Origin of the sequence: Xanthomonas campestris pv. badrii (assembly GCF_012848175.1) — a bacterium.
GTDB lineage: Bacteria > Pseudomonadota > Gammaproteobacteria > Xanthomonadales > Xanthomonadaceae > Xanthomonas > Xanthomonas campestris_C.
In genome coordinates this window covers 3,932,755-3,949,259 of the sequence record NZ_CP051651.1, presented here as the reverse complement: position 1 = coordinate 3,949,259, position 16,505 = coordinate 3,932,755, and the positions used below count along the sequence as shown (strand labels likewise).

At 68.0% G+C, this 16,505-nt stretch carries 12 protein-coding genes; 6 read left to right on the top strand and 6 right to left on the bottom strand.

Annotated features, from left to right (window positions below):
- Nucleotides 1–12 precede the first annotated feature (12 nt).
- Entirely contained in the window at nt 13–1,899 is a 1,887-nt protein-coding gene (speA, locus tag HG421_RS16740) for an arginine decarboxylase (RefSeq protein WP_169707345.1), read from the top strand.
- Between the two features lie 237 nt (nt 1,900–2,136).
- Here the strand turns inward: speA and HG421_RS16735 are convergent, their stop codons facing one another.
- Nucleotides 2,137–2,352 (bottom strand): hypothetical protein, encoded by a 216-nt coding sequence (locus HG421_RS16735; RefSeq protein WP_169707344.1) that lies wholly within the window; start codon nt 2,350–2,352, stop codon nt 2,137–2,139.
- Nucleotides 2,353–2,744: 392 nt separating this feature from the next.
- Between HG421_RS16735 and HG421_RS16730 the strand changes: the two genes are divergently transcribed.
- The 3 genes from HG421_RS16730 to HG421_RS16720 all read left to right on the top strand — a co-directional run bounded on the left by HG421_RS16730 (nt 2,745) and on the right by HG421_RS16720 (nt 9,420).
- On the top strand, nt 2,745–6,725 hold the full coding sequence (locus HG421_RS16730) for a non-ribosomal peptide synthetase (protein WP_169707343.1): 3,981 nt from the start codon (nt 2,745–2,747) through the stop codon (nt 6,723–6,725).
- Entirely contained in the window at nt 6,718–8,049 is a 1,332-nt protein-coding gene (locus tag HG421_RS16725) for a glycosyltransferase (RefSeq protein WP_169707342.1), read from the top strand. The genes HG421_RS16730 and HG421_RS16725 overlap by 8 nt, the downstream gene beginning before the upstream one ends.
- A 243-nt stretch (nt 8,050–8,292) precedes the next feature.
- The gene (locus HG421_RS16720) at nt 8,293–9,420 is read left to right on the top strand and encodes an acyltransferase family protein (protein WP_169707341.1); all 1,128 of its coding nucleotides are present in this window, start codon (nt 8,293–8,295) and stop codon (nt 9,418–9,420) included.
- A 167-nt stretch (nt 9,421–9,587) separates the two neighbouring features.
- On the opposite strand, the gene HG421_RS16715 is transcribed toward HG421_RS16720, so the two are convergent.
- The 5 genes from HG421_RS16715 to radC form a co-directional block, all read right to left on the bottom strand.
- A complete protein-coding gene (locus HG421_RS16715) occupies nt 9,588–10,343 on the bottom strand; it encodes an SDR family NAD(P)-dependent oxidoreductase (protein WP_169707340.1) in 756 nt (251 codons plus the stop codon).
- A gap of 49 nt (nt 10,344–10,392) precedes the next feature.
- Complete coding sequence (locus HG421_RS16710) at nt 10,393–10,926, bottom strand: hypothetical protein (protein WP_169707339.1); 534 nt, start codon at nt 10,924–10,926, stop codon at nt 10,393–10,395.
- 6 nt (nt 10,927–10,932) lie between these two features.
- Nucleotides 10,933–11,820 (bottom strand): SPOR domain-containing protein, encoded by an 888-nt coding sequence (locus HG421_RS16705; RefSeq protein WP_169707338.1) that lies wholly within the window; start codon nt 11,818–11,820, stop codon nt 10,933–10,935.
- A gap of 173 nt (nt 11,821–11,993) precedes the next feature.
- On the bottom strand, nt 11,994–13,682 hold the full coding sequence (argS, locus tag HG421_RS16700; protein WP_169707337.1) for an arginine--tRNA ligase: 1,689 nt from the start codon (nt 13,680–13,682) through the stop codon (nt 11,994–11,996).
- 302 nt (nt 13,683–13,984) lie between these two features.
- A complete protein-coding gene (gene radC / locus HG421_RS16695; protein ID WP_169708240.1) occupies nt 13,985–14,671 on the bottom strand; it encodes a RadC family protein in 687 nt (228 codons plus the stop codon).
- 96 nt (nt 14,672–14,767) lie between these two features.
- On the opposite strand from radC, the gene coaBC reads away from it, so the two are divergent.
- On the top strand, nt 14,768–16,039 hold the full coding sequence (gene coaBC, locus HG421_RS16690; protein WP_169707336.1) for a bifunctional phosphopantothenoylcysteine decarboxylase/phosphopantothenate--cysteine ligase CoaBC: 1,272 nt from the start codon (nt 14,768–14,770) through the stop codon (nt 16,037–16,039).
- Nucleotides 16,036–16,503 (top strand): dUTP diphosphatase, encoded by a 468-nt coding sequence (gene dut / locus HG421_RS16685; protein WP_169707335.1) that lies wholly within the window; start codon nt 16,036–16,038, stop codon nt 16,501–16,503. Before coaBC ends, dut begins: the two co-directional genes overlap by 4 nt.
- Nucleotides 16,504–16,505: the final 2 nt, after the last annotated feature.

The following is a 16,505-nucleotide window of genomic DNA, read 5'->3' as shown; positions in this document are numbered from 1 at the left end:
CGAGACAACGAAATGAGCGATTGGTCCCTCGACCAAGCCCGCAAGACCTACTCGATCCCGCATTGGGCCGATGGGTATTTCGATGTGAACGCCGCCGGCCACGTGGTGGTCATCCCCACCGTCGACGGCCCGTCGGTGTCGCTGCCCGAGGTGGTGGATGCCGCGCGCGCGGCCGGCGCCAAGCTGCCGCTGCTGGTGCGCTTCCCGGACATCCTGGGCCAGCGCCTGGGCAAGCTGCAGGCGGCCTTTGCGCAGGCGCAATCGGACTGGGACTACGCCGGCGGCTACACCGCGGTGTACCCGATCAAGGTCAACCAGCACCGTGGCGTGGCCGGCACCCTGGCCAGCCACCACGGCGAGGGCTTCGGCCTGGAGGCGGGCAGCAAGCCGGAGTTGATGGCGGTGCTGGCGCTGTCGCGTCCGGGCGGGCTGATCGTCTGCAATGGCTACAAGGACCGCGAATACATCCGCCTGGCGCTGATCGGCCGCAAGCTCGGGCTGCAGACCTTCATCGTCATCGAAAAGCCGTCCGAGCTGACCCTGGTGCTGGAAGAGGCACGCGCGCTGGACGTCAAGCCGGGCCTGGGCGTGCGCATGCGCCTGGCCTCGCTGGGCGCCGGCAAGTGGCAGAACAGCGGCGGCGACAAGGCCAAGTTCGGGTTGTCGCCGCGTCAGGTGCTGGACCTGTGGAAGTCGCTGCGCGACACCGAGTACGCCGACAGCCTGAACCTGCTGCATTTCCACATGGGCTCGCAGATCTCCAACGTGCGCGACATCGCCAATGGCATGCGCGAAGCCACGCGCTATTTCGTGGAACTCTCGCGCCTGGGCGCAAAGATCAGCCATGTGGACGTGGGCGGCGGCCTGGGCATCGACTACGAAGGCACGCGCTCGCGCAGCTATTGCTCGATCAACTACGGCCTGCATTCGTATGCCAGCAATATCGTGCAGCCGCTGGCCAGCGCCTGCGAAGAACACGGCCTGACCCCGCCGCGCATCGTCACCGAATGCGGCCGCGCGATGACCGCCCACCACGCGGTGCTGATCGCCAACGTCTCCGAAGTGGAGCAGGCCCCAGAAGGCCGCGTGCCCGACGCGCACGACGATGAGCCGGCGGCGATCCGCCACCTGCGCGAGATCCACGACGAACTGGACGTGCGCCCGGCGGTGGAACTGTTCCAGGAGGCCCAGCATTTTCACGCCGAAGGGCTGAGCGCCTACGCGCTGGGCCAGATCGACCTGACCCATCGCGCACGCATCGACGACCTGTTCTATGCCATCGCCCACGGCGTGCGGGCGCGCCTGAGCTTCGACGAGAAGAGCCACCGCCCGGTGCTGGACGAGCTCAACGAGCGGCTGGTGGACAAGTATTTCGTCAACTTCAGTGTGTTCGAGTCCATCCCGGATGTCTGGGCGATCGACCAGGTGTTCCCGATCGTGCCGATCGAGCGCCTGAACGAGGCGCCGCAGCGCCGCGGCATCATCGCCGACATGACCTGCGATTCGGACGGCATGGTCAAGACCTATGTCGAGAACGAAAGCCTGGACAGCTCGCTGCCGCTGCACACCTTGAACGCGGGTGAGAGCTATCGCATCGGTTTCTTCCTGGTCGGTGCCTACCAGGAAATCCTGGGCGATATCCATAACCTGTTCGGCGATACCGATGCGGTGGAAGTGGCCGTGGACGGCGATGGCTATCGCATCGTGCAGCAGCGTCGCGGCGATACCACCGATGTGATGCTCGATTACGTCGGCTATCACCTGGACACCTTGCGCGCGAGCTATGCCGAGCGCATCGCCGCCGCGCAGTTGCCACCGGAGCGCGCGCAGGAACTGAGCGACGCGCTGGAAGCCGGGCTGACCGGCTACACCTATCTGTCCGACGAGCCGCTCGGCTGATCCTCGGCGCGCTGTGGCTCCTGCTGCAGTGCGCCGCACTGCCATCGCGCCAGCTCACCGTGGCGCACGCTTGCGGCCATGGCGGGTGAGTCCCGCCCTGCGCGTGCCTTGGAACGCCAGTGCCTGATCGGCAGGCCCACGCCTTATTGCCTGCGATGGCGTCCCGGCAGGCCCCCCGTGCTGCGGGCTACGCGCGCCACCGGCGCTACTGTTCGCTTTCATAAGCTGTGCAATACGTCAATCGCTTGACGGCATTCGCCTGGCCGCCCGCCACGTTGCGATCGCGCCGGCGATCACCGTCGATTGCATCAAGTGATTCCTTGCAGATCCATTTGTACCAATGACGTTGGTCGAAATGGTCTTATCGATGACCTGCGCTGGCGCGCCGCGATCGTGCAAAAGCGCCTTGAAAACAGCTGTTTCGTGCGTGCCTGCGATCTGGCTGCACCACATCGTGTGTCAGTTGCATGCGCGACGCGACCCGCGCGCATGCGTGGATGTAGAACATCTGTAGAAATCACATTTCGGAACAAAATAATTATGGAAGACCCGCATTTCGTGATTTTTGCACGGTTCATTAAGTTTGCGAGTTGTTAGTGTTTGCTTAACTTGTCGGGACACAAGTTGCTTCAACCATGACATCCGCACATCGGGGTTTCGATGTGCATGTCGCCTCTGTTATTGCGTTTCCATTGTGCGGTTCCATCACGTATTGCCGGCGTTGCCCGGCAGTCGCTGGTGCTCTCTATCTTGCGTTTCATTACCGGGTGCTGATCCGACGTTTCTTTGACTGCGCTGCGGTCAAGGCGCCGGGCGACTGCGCGCCACACAGAAGGATGCATGCAATGCACGCTGATGCCGCCCCACTGTTTCCACTGACCAGGGCACAACGTGGCCTGTGGGTGGCCAACAAGTTGCATACCGACAACACCTTGATGTTGTCCGAAGCGTTGGAGATGTTCGGCCCACTGGATCCTGCGCTGCTGATCCGCGCCACGCTGCAGCTGGCGCGCGAGTTCGACACGCTGCGCCTGTGCATCCACGAGCACGAGGGCGTGCCGCACCAGGTCGTCCTGCCCGAGTACACCGCGCCAGTGCCGTTCTTCGATGTCAGCGACGACCCGGCGCCGCGCAATGCCGCCGAGCATTGGGTGGCCGAGGAAGTCCGCAAGCCGGAGGACCTGCACAACGGGCCGTTGTGGCATTGCGCGGTATTCCGCCTCGGCGAAGATCACCACATGTGGGTGCAATGCGTCAGCCATCTGGTGATGGATGGCTATTGCGCCTCGATCATGATGCAGCGGATGGCGGTGCTCTATAACGCCTACGCGGCGAACGTGGAGCCCGAGCCTGCCGAGTACGGCAGCGCGTTGTCGCTGATCGAGATGGAACAGCAGTACCGCGACTCCGATCGCTTTCAGCGCGACCGCAGTTACTGGATGCAGCAACTGGCCGATCTCCCACCGCCGGTCACTTTGGCGCGGCCGGGCAATCATCTGTCCACCGGCCTGCTGCGTGGGATCGGGCAGTTTTCGCCGCAGCAGGTGGTACGCCTGCGTGCGCTGGGCAAGGAGTACGGCGCCAGCCTGCCGCAGATGCTGATTTCGCTGATTGCGGCCTACTACTACCGCTGCACGGGCGCCGAAGACCTGGTGCTGGCCATGCCGGTGACCGGCCGGATCAACGCGCGCTACCGGCACACCGCCGGCCTGGTCGCCAACGTGATCTCGCTGCGGCTGAAGATGGACCCGCAGCAGCCGGTGCACAGCTTGTTCGCGCAGGTGGCGTCGGTGGTCAGGAGTGCGCTGCGCCACCAGCAATACCGCTTCGAGGACGTGCGCCGCGACCTTGGCATGTTCGGCATCGAGCAGAAGTTTGCCCGCCTGGCGGTGAACATCGAAGCCTTCGATTACGCGCTACGCTTCGGCCAGGCGTATGCGATGCCGCACAACCTCTCCAACGGACCGGCCGACGACCTGACCATCTTCTGCTACGAACGTGGCGATGGCGCGGCACTGCGCTTCGACCTGGATGCCAACCCTGCGTTGTACGACAGCCACGAGCTGGCCGAGCATTGCCGGCGCCTGACCCAGCTGGCCGATGCCGTGCTCGACAACCCCAGCTGTGCGCTGGGCGAGATCGACGTACTGGGCGAGCAGGAACGTCAGCGCCTGCTGCACACCTGGAACCGCACCGACGCGCCGCTGCCGGCCGATGCCACGCTCCTGCACGGGATGCTGCAGCGTGCCGACCTGATGCCTGCCGCCGTGGTCGTGCAGTACGACAACCTCACGCTAGATTACGCGACCTTGTGCGAGCTGGCCTCGCGGATTGCTGCGCAGTGGGTTGCCGATGGCGTGCGCCCCGGCGATGTGGTGGCGGTGGCCTTGCCGCGCAGCGAGCACCTGCTGGTGGCGCTGCTGGCGATCATGTGGAGCGGTGCGGCATACCTGCCGCTGGATCCGGAGAGCCCGGCCGCGCGCAACCGCCAGATGCTCAACGATTCCGGCGCCATCGCACTGGTGTGCGAGCCTGCGCTGTGCGAGCGCTACCTGATCGGCGGCATGGTCTGGCTGGATCCACGCCCTGCGGTCTTGCCGGCAGCGATTGCGCCGCTGGCCACGCCCGACGGCACGGCCTATGTGTTGTACACCTCCGGTTCGACCGGCGCGCCCAAGGGCGTGGAGATCAGCCATCGCAATCTGTTCAATTTTTTGCATGCGATGGAGCACGAGTTGGCGCTGCGCCCGCGCGACCGCGTGCTGGCGGTCACCACCATCACTTTCGATATTGCCGGGCTGGAGTTGTACCTGCCGTTGCTGGTGGGCGCACGCGTGGTCATCGCACCGGCCGGGATCAGCCACGATCCGCGCGGCCTGGCGCGCTTGATCACCCACGAGCAGATCAGCCTGGTGCAGGCCACGCCCTCGCTGTGGCGCATCCTGCTGGCAAACCATGATCTTGCGCTGGATCGGATCCATGCGCTGGTGGGTGGCGAGGCGCTGGTGCCGGAACTGGCCAGCCAGTTGCTGGGCCGGGTGGGGCGCCTGACCCAGCTGTACGGGCCCACCGAGACCACCATCTGGTCGACCATCATGCCGTTGCAGTTGAGCGATGCCGCGGCGCCGCCGATCGGCAGGCCGCTGCTCAATACGCGTGTCTACGTGCTCGATGCGCAGCGGCAGCCCCTGCCGACCGGTGCGATCGGCGAGTTGTACATCGGCGGTGCCGGCGTCGCCAAGGGCTACCGCGGCAAGCGCCAGTTGACCAGCGAGCGGTTCCTGCGCGACCCATTCGCTGCAGACGGCAGCCGCATGTACCGCACGGGCGATCGCGTGCGTCAGCGTGACGACGGCCTGCTGGAATTCATCGGCCGCGCCGATGCGCAATTGAAGATCCGCGGCCACCGTGTGGAGCCGGCCGAGATCGAGAATGCATTGCTGCTGCATGCCCAGGTGGCGCAGGTCGCCGTGGTGGCGCACCAGGACGGCGATACGGCGGTGCAGTTGCTGGCCTACGTGGTGGGCAGGCACGGCACGGCGCCGTCGACCGAGACGCTGCGCGCGCATCTGCAGCAGCGCTTGCCGGCGGCAATGATCCCAAGTCTGTGGGTCATGCTTGCGGCCTTGCCGCTGACGGCCAACGGCAAGCTGGACCGCCGTGCATTGCCCGCGCCGGGTGTCGTGCCGGTGCGTGCGCAGGTGGCGCCGCGCGATGCGCTGGAAATGCAGCTGGCAGACCTGCTGCGTGAGGTGCTGGGTATCCAGGCGGTGGGCGTGGACGACAACTTCTTCGAGCTGGGCGGCGATTCGCTGCGCGCGGCGGAAATGGCGGCGCGCTTTCCGCAGCTGTTCGGTGTCGAACTGCCGCTGGGCACGTTGTTCCATGCCCCGACGATCGCCGGCCTGGCCGAGGTGATCAGGCGCAGCGCGCAGCCGGCGAACGATCCCCTGGGCGTGTTGCTGCCCTTGCGTGCAGGCAGCGCAGGCACCACGCCGTTGTTCTGCATCCATCCGGTGATCGGGCTGGGCTGGTCGTACCTCACCCTGCTCGGGCAGCTGGATCCGCAATGGCCGGTGTACGCATTGCAGGCGCCGGCATTGAGCGACCCGCAGCATCGCCCGGACAGCATCGATGCGATTGCGCGCGACTATCTGGCGCGGTTGCGCAGCGTGCAGCCGCAGGGGCCGTACCGGTTGATCGGCTGGTCGCTGGGCGGGCTGATCGCCCATGCCATTGCGGCCGAACTGCACGACCTGGGCGAGGAGGTCGAACTGCTGGCGATGCTGGACAGCTACCCGCATCTGGAACAGGCCGCCGCGTTGCCGGAAGCGGAGAACGTGCGCGCCTCGGTGCATGCGCTGGGCCTGACCCTGGCCGCACACCAGCCGATGCCGACCACCGTGGCCGAGCTGGCCAGCCTGCTGTGCGACCACTACGGGCTGACCACCTTGCCGGCCGTGCGCCAATTGCTCGAACAGCGCCCCACCCTGCTGGACGACCTGGGCGATGTGACCCAGCACCACCTGCACCTGGCGCGCCGTCACCGGCCGCGGGCATTGAACCAGGACGTGCTGTTCGTCGAGGCCAAGGTCCGCATGAGCTCCGGTGGCGACGATGCCCGTTGGGTGGACTACCGGCCACAGGCCTGGCGTCCTTACGTGCGCACGCTGCACCTGCATGGGTTGGACAGCGACCATCATTCGATGCTGTCGGCCACGCACTCGGCCAGACTCTGTGGCTTGCTGCACGCCGCCACCGCGCCTGCATCCCAGCGCGACGGCAGCATCGCCACCGCCAGCGACGGGGTGGCCGAATATGCCTGAGATTCCGGCAAGCGCTGCAGCGCATCGGCCGATCGTCATCGCCACCCTGGGCACCCACGGCGATGTGCGCCCGATCATCGCGCTGGGGCGGGGCCTGCGTGAGCGCGGATATCCCGTGCGGGTGCTGACCAGCCGCAATTTCGAAGCGCTGATCCGCGCCAACGGGCTGGACTTCTTCCCGCTCAGCGGCGACCACCAGCAACTGCTGCAGGGCAACCCGGGCGTGGCCGAGATGCGTGGCGGCTGGCGCGGCATCTGGGGCACCTTGCGCGCGCAGCTGCTGAGCTGGGCACGCGACTGGGCCGAGCAGGGCCGCGCGGCGTGTGCCGATGCCGGGCTGATCCTGGGCGTGGGCAGCGCCAGCTTCCTGGCCCACAGCCTGGGGCAGGCCTACGGGCTGCCGGTGGTGTTCGCGCAACTGCAGCCGCTGACCGCCTCGCGGCATCTGCCGTTGATGGTGATGCCCGGCATGCGCCTGCCCGGGCGGGTGAGCGTGGCGCTGCATCACCTGGTGCGCTTTGCCGGCTGGCAGCTGATGCGCCCGGCGCTCAACGACATCGTCCGCCCGGCGCTGGGCCTGCCCGCCTATCCGTGGCGCGGCCCGGACCGCAGCGCGCTCAAGGTGATCTACGGCTATAGCGCGCAGCTGTGCCCACGCCCACCGGACTGGCCGTCCAGCGCGCAGGTCTGCGGGTTCTGGCAACTGCCGCAGCCGCAGTGGCAACCACCGGCAGCGTTGCAGGCATTCCTGCAGGCCGGGCCACCGCCGCTGTATATCGGCTTCGGCAGCATGACCAGCACCGACGCGGCGCAGCTCACCGCCACGGTCAAGGCGGCGGTGCGTCTGACCGGCCGGCGTGCCCTGCTGGCCAGCGGTTGGGGCGGGCTGACCGATGGCCAGGAGGCCGCCGCTGACGATGCCGAACGTTTCTTCCATCTGGAGCACGCACCACACGACTGGTTGTTTCCGCGCGTGGCCGTGGCGGTGCATCACGGCGGCGCGGGCACCACCGGTGCGGCGTTGACGGCGGGCATTCCCTCGGTGGTGTTGCCGTTCGGGTACGACCAGCCGTTCTGGGCGCATTGCCTGGCCCAGCGCGGCGTGGCGCCGCCGGCGCTTGCCCGCGTCGGGCTGCAGCCGCAGCGGCTGGCCGACGCACTGCGTCAGGCCAGTACGCCGGCCATGCGTGCGGCCGCACGTGCGCTGGGGCAGCGCATCGGCGAGGAAGACGGCGTACGCACCGCCGTGGATCAACTGCAGGCCTGGGGACTGCTGGAGGCGGCCAGGCCGCACGCACGGGTGGCGCAGGCAGCGGTGGCCTGACGAAGAGGCAGGTGGGCCGCGAGGACGAGCGCGCGGCCCACCTGGATGTGTTGCACGGTGCGCCGATGCGTCATCGCATGGGCCTGCCGCTGGCGGCATGTGTTAGAGCGGTTACCCAAACGTAGCGGGCGCCCGCCTGGCGGCCGCGCAACAGTGTTGGCGCTGCTCTCAATCGCGCTGCGTCGGCAGACAGGCACTCTGGCGTGCGGCACAATCGGGCGTCCCTGGTTCCCCACTTCCCACATGCGCTATCCCGCGTTGGATCTGCTGCGTGGCATCGCCATCGTCTGGGTGATGCTGTTCCATTCCTTCGTGGTCGGCGGGCTGGGGCCGGACTGGGCGTGGCTGTCGCGCTACGGCTGGATGGGGGTGGACCTGTTCTTCGTGCTGAGCGGGTTTCTGATCGGCAGCCAGGTGCTCATGCCGCTGGCGCGTGGGCAGCGGCTGGATTTCAAGGGCTTCTACCTGCGGCGTGCCTTCCGCATCTTGCCGGCGTTTGCGGCGGTGCTGATCGTCTACATGCTGTGGCCAGGGTTTCGCGAAGCGCCCGGGCTGGCGCCGTGGTGGATGTTCGCCAGTTTCACCCTGAACCTGTTCGTCGATTACGGCCAGCAGGCTGCCTTCTCGCACGCCTGGTCGCTGTGCGTGGAAGAGCATTTCTATCTGGTGTTTCCGCTGCTGGCCACGCGATTGCTGCGACGCCCGTCGGCGCCCCGCTTCATCGCCCTGTGCGTGGCGGTGGTGGTGGCCGGCATCGCCTTGCGCAGCAGCGTGTGGCTGCACAACACCGCACTGGACCGGATCGGCGGCGGGCAACAGCGCACCTGGTTTGTCGAAGACATCTACTACCCCACCTGGAACCGTCTCGACGGCCTGCTGGCCGGCGTGGTGCTCGCGGTGCTGAAGGTGTTTCGCCCGCAGACCTGGCAACGGCTGCAGCAGCGTGGAGGCACCTGGTTGCTGGCCGGCATCGCAGTGCTGGCCTTGGCGATGTGGCTGTTTCGCGAGCGCACCGGCCTGATCGGCAATGCCGTGGGCTGGCCGGTGCTTTCGCTGGGCTTGGCATTGCTTGTGCTGGCCGGCACTGCCACCGGTAGCGCCTTCGGCCGGCTGCGGGTGCCGGGCGCGGCCTGGCTGGCGGCGATCTCCTACAGCCTGTACCTGACCCACAAGGCGATGTTTCATGTGACTCAACAATGGGTTGGCGCCACGCTGGAAGGCCGGGGCCTCCTGGCATTTGTGGTGTATGGCGTGGTGGCGCTGGCGGCAGGCGCGTTGCTGCATTACGCGGTGGAACTTCCGTTCCTGCAGCTGCGCGGCGCGCTGCTCCGGCGGCGTGCGGCAATGCGCAGTGGTGCCGAGCTGGTGTAATGCGCTGTGTGGTTCATCGGTCGAAGGGGTACAAGTAAAAAAAGCCGCGCAATGCGCGGCTTTCCGATGAATCGGTTCGATGCGCCATAGGCCTTGCGCGGCGCACCGCGCAACGTATCCCGCACGCTGCGCGCTCAGCGTTTCCAGCCACCTTTCAGCCGCACTGCCTACTGCGCGTCGCGCGCCACCTGGAACCCGGCGAACGACTGCGTCACCGGCATGATTTCCAGCCGATTGATGTTCAAGTGCGCCGGCAGGCTGGCCACGTAGAAGATCTGCTCGGCGATGTCGTCGGCCGTCATCGGGGTGGCGCCGCGGTAGAGCGTGTCGGACGCGGCCTGGTTGCCGCCGGTGCGCACCAGGGTGAATTCGGTTTCCGCCATGCCCGGTTCGATCGAGGTCACGCGCACGCCGGTGCCGTGCAGGTCCGCGCGCAGCCCCAGCGAGAACTGCTGCACGAAGGCCTTGGTGCCGCCATAGACGTTGCCACCGGTGTACGGGTAGGTGGCCGCGACCGAGGCGATGTTGATGATGGCGCCGCGGCGTGCGATCAAGGCCGGCAGCAGCCGGTGGGTGAGGGTGACCAGGGCGGTGACATTGGTGTCGATCATCTGCTGCCACTGCTGCAGGTCGGCCTGCTGCGCCGGCGCAGTGCCCAGCGCCAGCCCGGCGTTGTTGACCAGTACGTCGATGTCGGCGAACGTCGGCGGCAGCGCATCGATGGCAGCCGACAGGGCCTGCGCATCGCGCATGTCGAACGCGGCGGTGTGCACCTGGCCGGCGGGCAGTTCCGCGACCAATGCATCCAGGCGCTCGGCACGCCGGCCGGTGGCGATGACCTTCCAGCCGGCGGCGGCAAAGCGGCGCACCGCGGCGCTGCCGAATCCGGAGGTGGCGCCGGTGATCAGGACGGTCTTGGACATGCGGAACTCCAGGGGGGACGGGGGATTCAGGATTCACTGCAAGGCAGTTTCAGAGCGCAGGGGGCGGACTTGCCAGTGCGGCACGCCGCGCACGCAGCATCTCTTCGGTCAAGCTCTCGCGCCAGACGACATGACCACGGCGCAGCCGCAGCACCACGTAGGCGCTCGCTGCGTGCGTGGCAGGCGTCGCGGCGGACGGCAGTGCGACGATCACTTCGCCATCCACCCACACGGCCGGCACTGGCGCCGGCTGGCCGGGGAACAGGACGTCCAACGGCAAGGTCGGTGGCGCATCGGCGCAGGCGCCCAGCACGACGCGATCGAGCACCAGCTGCTGCGCGTCCAGACGCCAGTCCGCGCGATAGCCGCGCCAGTTGGCGGTGCAGCTGCCCATCGCACGGCGTGCGTGCGCCACGAAGCGCGCCCAGGTGGCTGGGTCGTCCAGGGGCCCGGACAACGGCTCGGCGAGCAAGCTCGCCTGCTGGCCGTCGATCTGGATGCGGTCGCGGATCTGATCGGTGGCCTGGGCCGTGCCGGTCAGTGCCAGCGTTACCAGCAACAGCCCGGCGCAGCGACGCAGCATGCGCGCTTACTGCGCCTTGATCGCAATGGCCGGCAGGCCGCTGCCGGTGAGTTTTTGCTTGGCCTCGGCCAGTTCGCCGGCGCTGCCGTAGGGCCCCATGCGCACGCGATAGACGGTTTTCCCGCTGATTTCGGCCGATTCCACGCGTGCGGCCAGGCCCATCATCGCCAGCTTGGCCTTGGTGGATTCGGCATCGCCGGAGGCGCCGAACGAGCCGGCCTGCAGGATGTAGCGGGTGCTGTCGGTCACCGCCGCTGCAGCGGGCGAGGGCGCTGCAGCGGCAGGCGTTGTCGCAGGCTTCGGCGCCGTGGCCGCGGGCGTGGTGATGGCCGCAGTGCCGGCCGGCGCCGGCGTGGCTGCCGGCCGTGCCGGAGCGGTTTCCGGCAGCGGCTTGGGCACGCGGGCGGCCGATTCGTTCAAGGGCGCCGGCACGCTGGCGGCTGGCGTGGCAGCGGCCACGCTTGCGGCCGCACCGGGTGCTGGCGGCACCGGCTTGCCTTCCAGTGCCGCGCGCGCGCGCGCAGCTTCCTCGGCACGTGCGCTGGCGGCCAGTTCCGCATCGGACATCTGCACTTCCTTGCCGGGCAGCAAGGTGTAGAAGTCGTACTGGGTCTGCGCATCGCCGGGCTTGGCCTGCGGCTTGGACGGCTGCGTGCTGGGCTTGGGCAGCTCGGCCGGGGTATCGGTGTCGGCATCGGCCACCGGTTCGGGCTGCGCATCGGGGTTGGCCCGCGGGCCCACGCGCAGGAAGCCATCGCCGTCCTTCTTGAACAGGTTGGGCGCGGCCAGGAAGATCACCGCCGCAATCGCGGCGCCCGCCACCAACCACACCCAACCGGGCGTGCCATTGCTGGTGTTGCGTCGTGCCTGGCTCTTACCGCGTCGTGCTGCCATCTACCACTTCTCCGAATCGTGTCGTTGCGGGCCGTTGCCCGACGTGCTGCGGCGATCGCTGTTGCTGCGCCTGCTGCGGGCGCGGCGCGGGCGATGAATGGGTGGCCCGAACGGACCTTGCCTGCGGCGCAGCCAGGGGGATGTCCCCCGGCTGCGGCATCCCGGTGGCGTGCTTACATCTTTTCCGGAGCGCTGACGCCGAGCAGCTCCAGGCCGTTGGCGAGCACTTGCTGGGTGGCCACTGCCAGGGTGAGCTTGGCATCGCGCTCGGCGGCATCGTCCACCAGCACCTTGCTGTTGTGATACCACGTGTGGAAGGCATGCGCCAATTCACGCAGGTATTGCGCAATCTGGTACGGCTCCAGCGTCTGGCCGGCGATTTCCACCACTTCCGGGTAACGCGACAGCTCCAGCATCACCGCAAGCGAATGCTCGTCGTCCAGCCGGGCCAGCTCGGCCAGGCCGTTGGCCTGTTCGTACTTGAGGCCCTTTTCCTGTGCCTGGCGCAGCACGCTGCACACACGCGCATGCGCGTACTGCACGTAGAACACCGGGTTGTCGTTGCTCTGCGCACGTGCCAGGTCGATGTCGAAGGTGAGCTGCGAATCGGGCTTGCGCGCGATCAGGAACCAGCGCACTGCGTCGGCGCTGGTTTCTTCAATGAGGTCGCGCAGGGTGACGTAGCTGCCGGCACGCTTGGACAGCTTCACTTCCTCGCCGCCGCGCATCACCGTGACCATCTGGTGCAGCACGTATTCCGGCCATCCCTGCGGGATGCCCAGTTCCAGCGCCTGCAGGCCGGCGCGCACGCGCGTCAGCGAGCCGTGGTGGTCGGCGCCCAGTTCGGTGATGGCGCGTTCGTAACCGCGCTGCCACTTGGTCAGGTGGTAGGCGACGTCCGGCACGAAGTAGGTGTAGGTGCCGTCGGACTTGCGCATGACGCGGTCCTTGTCGTCGCCGAAGTCGGTGGACTTCAGCCACAGCGCGCCGCCTTCCTCGTAGGTGTGGCCGGAGGCGATCAGCTTCTGCACCGCTTCTTCGACCTTGCCGTCCTTGTACAGCGAGCTTTCCAGGAAATAGATATCGAAGTCGACGCGGAACGCGGCCAGGTCGTGATTCTGCTCGTTACGCAGATACGCCACCGCGAAGCGGCGGATCGATTCGAGATCGGCCGGATCCTTGGTGCCGGTGACCAGGTGGCCCTCCAGGTCGACGGTGTCGCCGGCCAGGTAGGCGTTGGCCACATCGGCGATGTAGTCGCCGCGGTAGCCGTTTTCCGGCCAGCCGTCGCTGTCGGGGGTGAGCCCCTGCGCACGCGCCTGCACCGACAGCGCCAGGTTCTCGATCTGCACGCCGGCATCGTTGTAGTAGAACTCGCGCTTGACGTTCCACCCATTGGCATCGAGCACGCGTGCCAGGCTGTCGCCGATCGCCGCGGCGCGGCCGTGGCCAACGTGCAGCGGGCCGGTGGGGTTGGCCGAGACGTATTCCACGCCCACCGAGCGGCCGTTGCCGGCCAGGCCGCGGCCGTAGTCGTGGCCCTGCTTGATCACATGCGCCACTTCGCGCTGGTAGGCGGTGGGGGCCAGATGGAAATTGATGAAGCCGGGGCCGGCGATCTCCACCGTGGTCACATCGTCGCTGGCCGGCAGGGCGGCAACCAGCGCCTGCGCCAGTGCGCGCGGATTGCTGCGCGCGGCCTTGGCCAGCAGCATCGCCGCATTGGTGGCGAAGTCGCCATGCTCGCGTGTCTTGGGTCGCTCGACCACAAAATCCGGCGGCAGGGTGTCGGCAGGCAGGGTGCCGTTGGCGCGCAAGGCTTCGATGCCTTGGCCGATCAGTGCGCGGAGTTGGGCTTTCACGTGGGATCTGCTTGGAACCAAACCAGCGATTTTACCCGACCGCGCGGCGCAGGGTCCGGCCGATGGTTCAGGTCGGGGCGCCGGCGTGACGGGATCCACCCGGGTGCCGCGCGAGGGCCAGGCGGGCGCGGCCTGTGATTGCCGCCGGCAGATGCCCTCGTGTGCTGTGGCTCGCCCCTGGCACAGGCTGCTTCCGTACGGATTGGTCGGTCATCTCAGCTAGTACGGGACACGCAGCTGCCCCGGCGCTGCCCCCCGCTGACCACCGCGGCTGCCCGGATGGCATCGCGTCCGGCAGGGCATCAGGCGCGCCATTCCAGCCAGCCGCGCTCGGCCAGCGACACCGGCCGGCCATCGCCGATCACGAAGTGGTCCAGCAGGCGGATATCCACCAGGTCCAGCCCTTGCAGCAGGCGTTGGGTGACGGCGCGGTCGGCCTCGGACGGCTCCGGATTGCCGGACGGGTGGTTGTGCCCCACGATCACCGCTGCGGCATTGTGCAGCAGCGCCTTGCGCACCACTTCGCGCGGATGGATGTCGGCGCCGTCGATGGTGCCGGTGAACATTTCCTCGAAGGCGATCGCGCGGTGGCGGTTGTCCAGGAACAGCACCGCGAACACCTCGTAGGCGCGTGCGCGCAGCCGCTGCGAGAAGTAGCGGCCCACGCTGGGCGGGTCGCTGAGCGCCTCGCCGCGCTCCAGCCCGCTCATCAGGTGCCGATGCGCCAGCTCCAGCGCCGCGTTCAGTTTGCACGCCGAGGCCGGGCCCAGGCCAGGCAGGCGCGCCAGGGCCGAGGCCGGGCGGTCCAGCAGCACCCGCAGCGGCCCGTGCCGGTGCAGCAGCTCGCGCGCGGTCTTGACCGCATCCTGGCCGCGCAGGCCCGAGCCGACGAAGATCGCCAGCAGCTCGGCGTCGGAGAGGGCAGGCGCGCCGCGCGCCAGGAGTTTTTCGCGCGGGCGTTCGGTGCTGGGCCAGTCGTGTATGTGCATATGGCGAGAGTGCCGGTGCTTATCGCCCACGCCCATCAGGCCAGGCAGGGCCATCGGCTAATCTAGTTGTCCTTGTAACCGTAGGACGACTCCGACGTGATCGGCTCCACTCAGGCCCGCCCCCTGGACGGACAGCGTTTGCTGCTGTGCGTCGGCGGAGGCATTGCCGCTTACAAATCGCTCGAACTGGTCCGTCGCCTGCGCGACGCCGGCGCGCAGGTGCAGGTCGCCATGACCAGCGGCGCGCAACAGTTCGTCACCCCGCTGAGCTTCCAGGCGCTGTCCGGGCAACCGACCCGCACTACGCTGTGGGACAGCGCCGCCGAGCAGGCGATGGGGCATATCGAACTGGCCCGTTGGGCCGACCGGGTGATCGTGGCGCCGGCCACCGCCGACCTGCTGGCGCGGCTGGCGCACGGGCTGGCCGACGACCTGGTCACCACGCTATGCCTGGCCACGACCGCGCCGCTGACCGTGGCCCCGGCGATGAACCACCGCATGTGGCTGCATGCGGCCACCCAGGCCAATATCGCCACCCTGCGCGCGCGCGGCGTGGCAGTGGTCGGCCCCGAGGACGGCCCGCTGGCCGAAGGCGAATCCGGTCCCGGCCGGCTGGCCGAGCCGGCGGCGATCATCGCTGCACTGGCAGGCGCCCAGACCGCCGCCACCGCGCCTGCCGCCACCCTGGCCGCCACCGGGCCGGTGTTCATTCCCAGCAGCGCGCAGCTGGAAGGCCTGCGCATCGTGATCAGCGCCGGGCCCACATTCGAGGACCTGGACCCGGTGCGCTACGTCGGCAACCGCAGCAGCGGCAAGATGGGCTACGCCCTGGCCGCCGCCGCTGCCCGCCAGGGCGCCGACGTCGTGCTGGTCAGCGGACCGGTGCACCAGACCACCCCGCCCGGGGTGCAGCGCATCGACGTGCGCTCGGCCGCGCAGATGCGCGACGCGGTGCTGGGCGCGTTTCCGGCCGACATCTACATCGGCGCGGCCGCGGTGGCCGACTACACGCCCAAACGGGTGGTGTCGCAGAAGATCAAGAAGACCGGTGAAACCCTCACCCTGGAACTGGTGCGCACCCCGGACATCCTGTCCGAGGTCGCCGCGCAGACCGGCGCGCTCAAACTGGTGGTCGGTTTTGCCGCCGAAACGCACGACGTGGAGCATTACGCGCGTGGCAAGCTGGCGGCCAAGCGGCTGGACCTGATCATCGCCAACCAGGTGGGGATCGAGGGCGGCGGGTTCGAAAGCGACAACAACGCCGCCACCGCCTACTGGCAGGGCGGCGAGCGTGTGTTCCCAAGCAGCAGCAAGACCCAGCTGGCCGACCAACTGCTGGCCCTGATCGCGGAGAGATTGCAGGCATGAGCGAGCCAACCCACTCCTTGCAGCTGAAGTTGCTCGATCCGCGCTTCGGCGACGTGTGGCCGTTGCCGGCCTACGCCACCGAGGCCAGTGCAGGCATGGACCTGCGCGCCGCACTGGAAGCGCCGATGACGCTGGAACCCGGCGATGCGGCCCTGATTCCCAGCGGCATCGCCATCCATCTGGCCGACCCGCAGCTGTGCGCGGTGGTCCTGCCGCGTTCGGGCCTGGGCCATCGTCACGGCATCGTGCTCGGCAACGGCACCGGGCTCATCGATGCCGATTACCAGGGGCCGCTGCTGATCAGCACCTGGAATCGTGGGCGCGAGGCCTTCACCATCGAGCCGGGCGACCGCATCGCACAGCTGGTGATCCTGCCGATCGTGCGCGTGGGCCTGCAAGTGGTGGATACTTTCGTCGACAGCGCGCGGGGAGCGGGTGGATTCGGCCACACCGGGGTGCGCTGACG

Coding starts and splice junctions, on each gene's coding strand:
- HG421_RS16720 (WP_169707341.1), top strand. CDS start 8,293: ATGCGCTATCCCGCGTTGGATCTGCTGCGTGGCATCGCCATCGTCTGG.
- HG421_RS16705 (WP_169707338.1), bottom strand. CDS start 11,820: ATGGCAGCACGACGCGGTAAGAGCCAGGCACGACGCAACACCAGCAAT.
- HG421_RS16735 (WP_169707344.1), bottom strand. CDS start 2,352: ATGTGGTGCAGCCAGATCGCAGGCACGCACGAAACAGCTGTTTTCAAG.
- speA (WP_169707345.1), top strand. CDS start 13: ATGAGCGATTGGTCCCTCGACCAAGCCCGCAAGACCTACTCGATCCCG.
- HG421_RS16710 (WP_169707339.1), bottom strand. CDS start 10,926: ATGCTGCGTCGCTGCGCCGGGCTGTTGCTGGTAACGCTGGCACTGACC.
- radC (WP_169708240.1), bottom strand. CDS start 14,671: ATGCACATACACGACTGGCCCAGCACCGAACGCCCGCGCGAAAAACTC.
- dut (WP_169707335.1), top strand. CDS start 16,036: ATGAGCGAGCCAACCCACTCCTTGCAGCTGAAGTTGCTCGATCCGCGC.
- HG421_RS16725 (WP_169707342.1), top strand. CDS start 6,718: ATGCCTGAGATTCCGGCAAGCGCTGCAGCGCATCGGCCGATCGTCATC.
- HG421_RS16715 (WP_169707340.1), bottom strand. CDS start 10,343: ATGTCCAAGACCGTCCTGATCACCGGCGCCACCTCCGGATTCGGCAGC.
- HG421_RS16730 (WP_169707343.1), top strand. CDS start 2,745: ATGCACGCTGATGCCGCCCCACTGTTTCCACTGACCAGGGCACAACGT.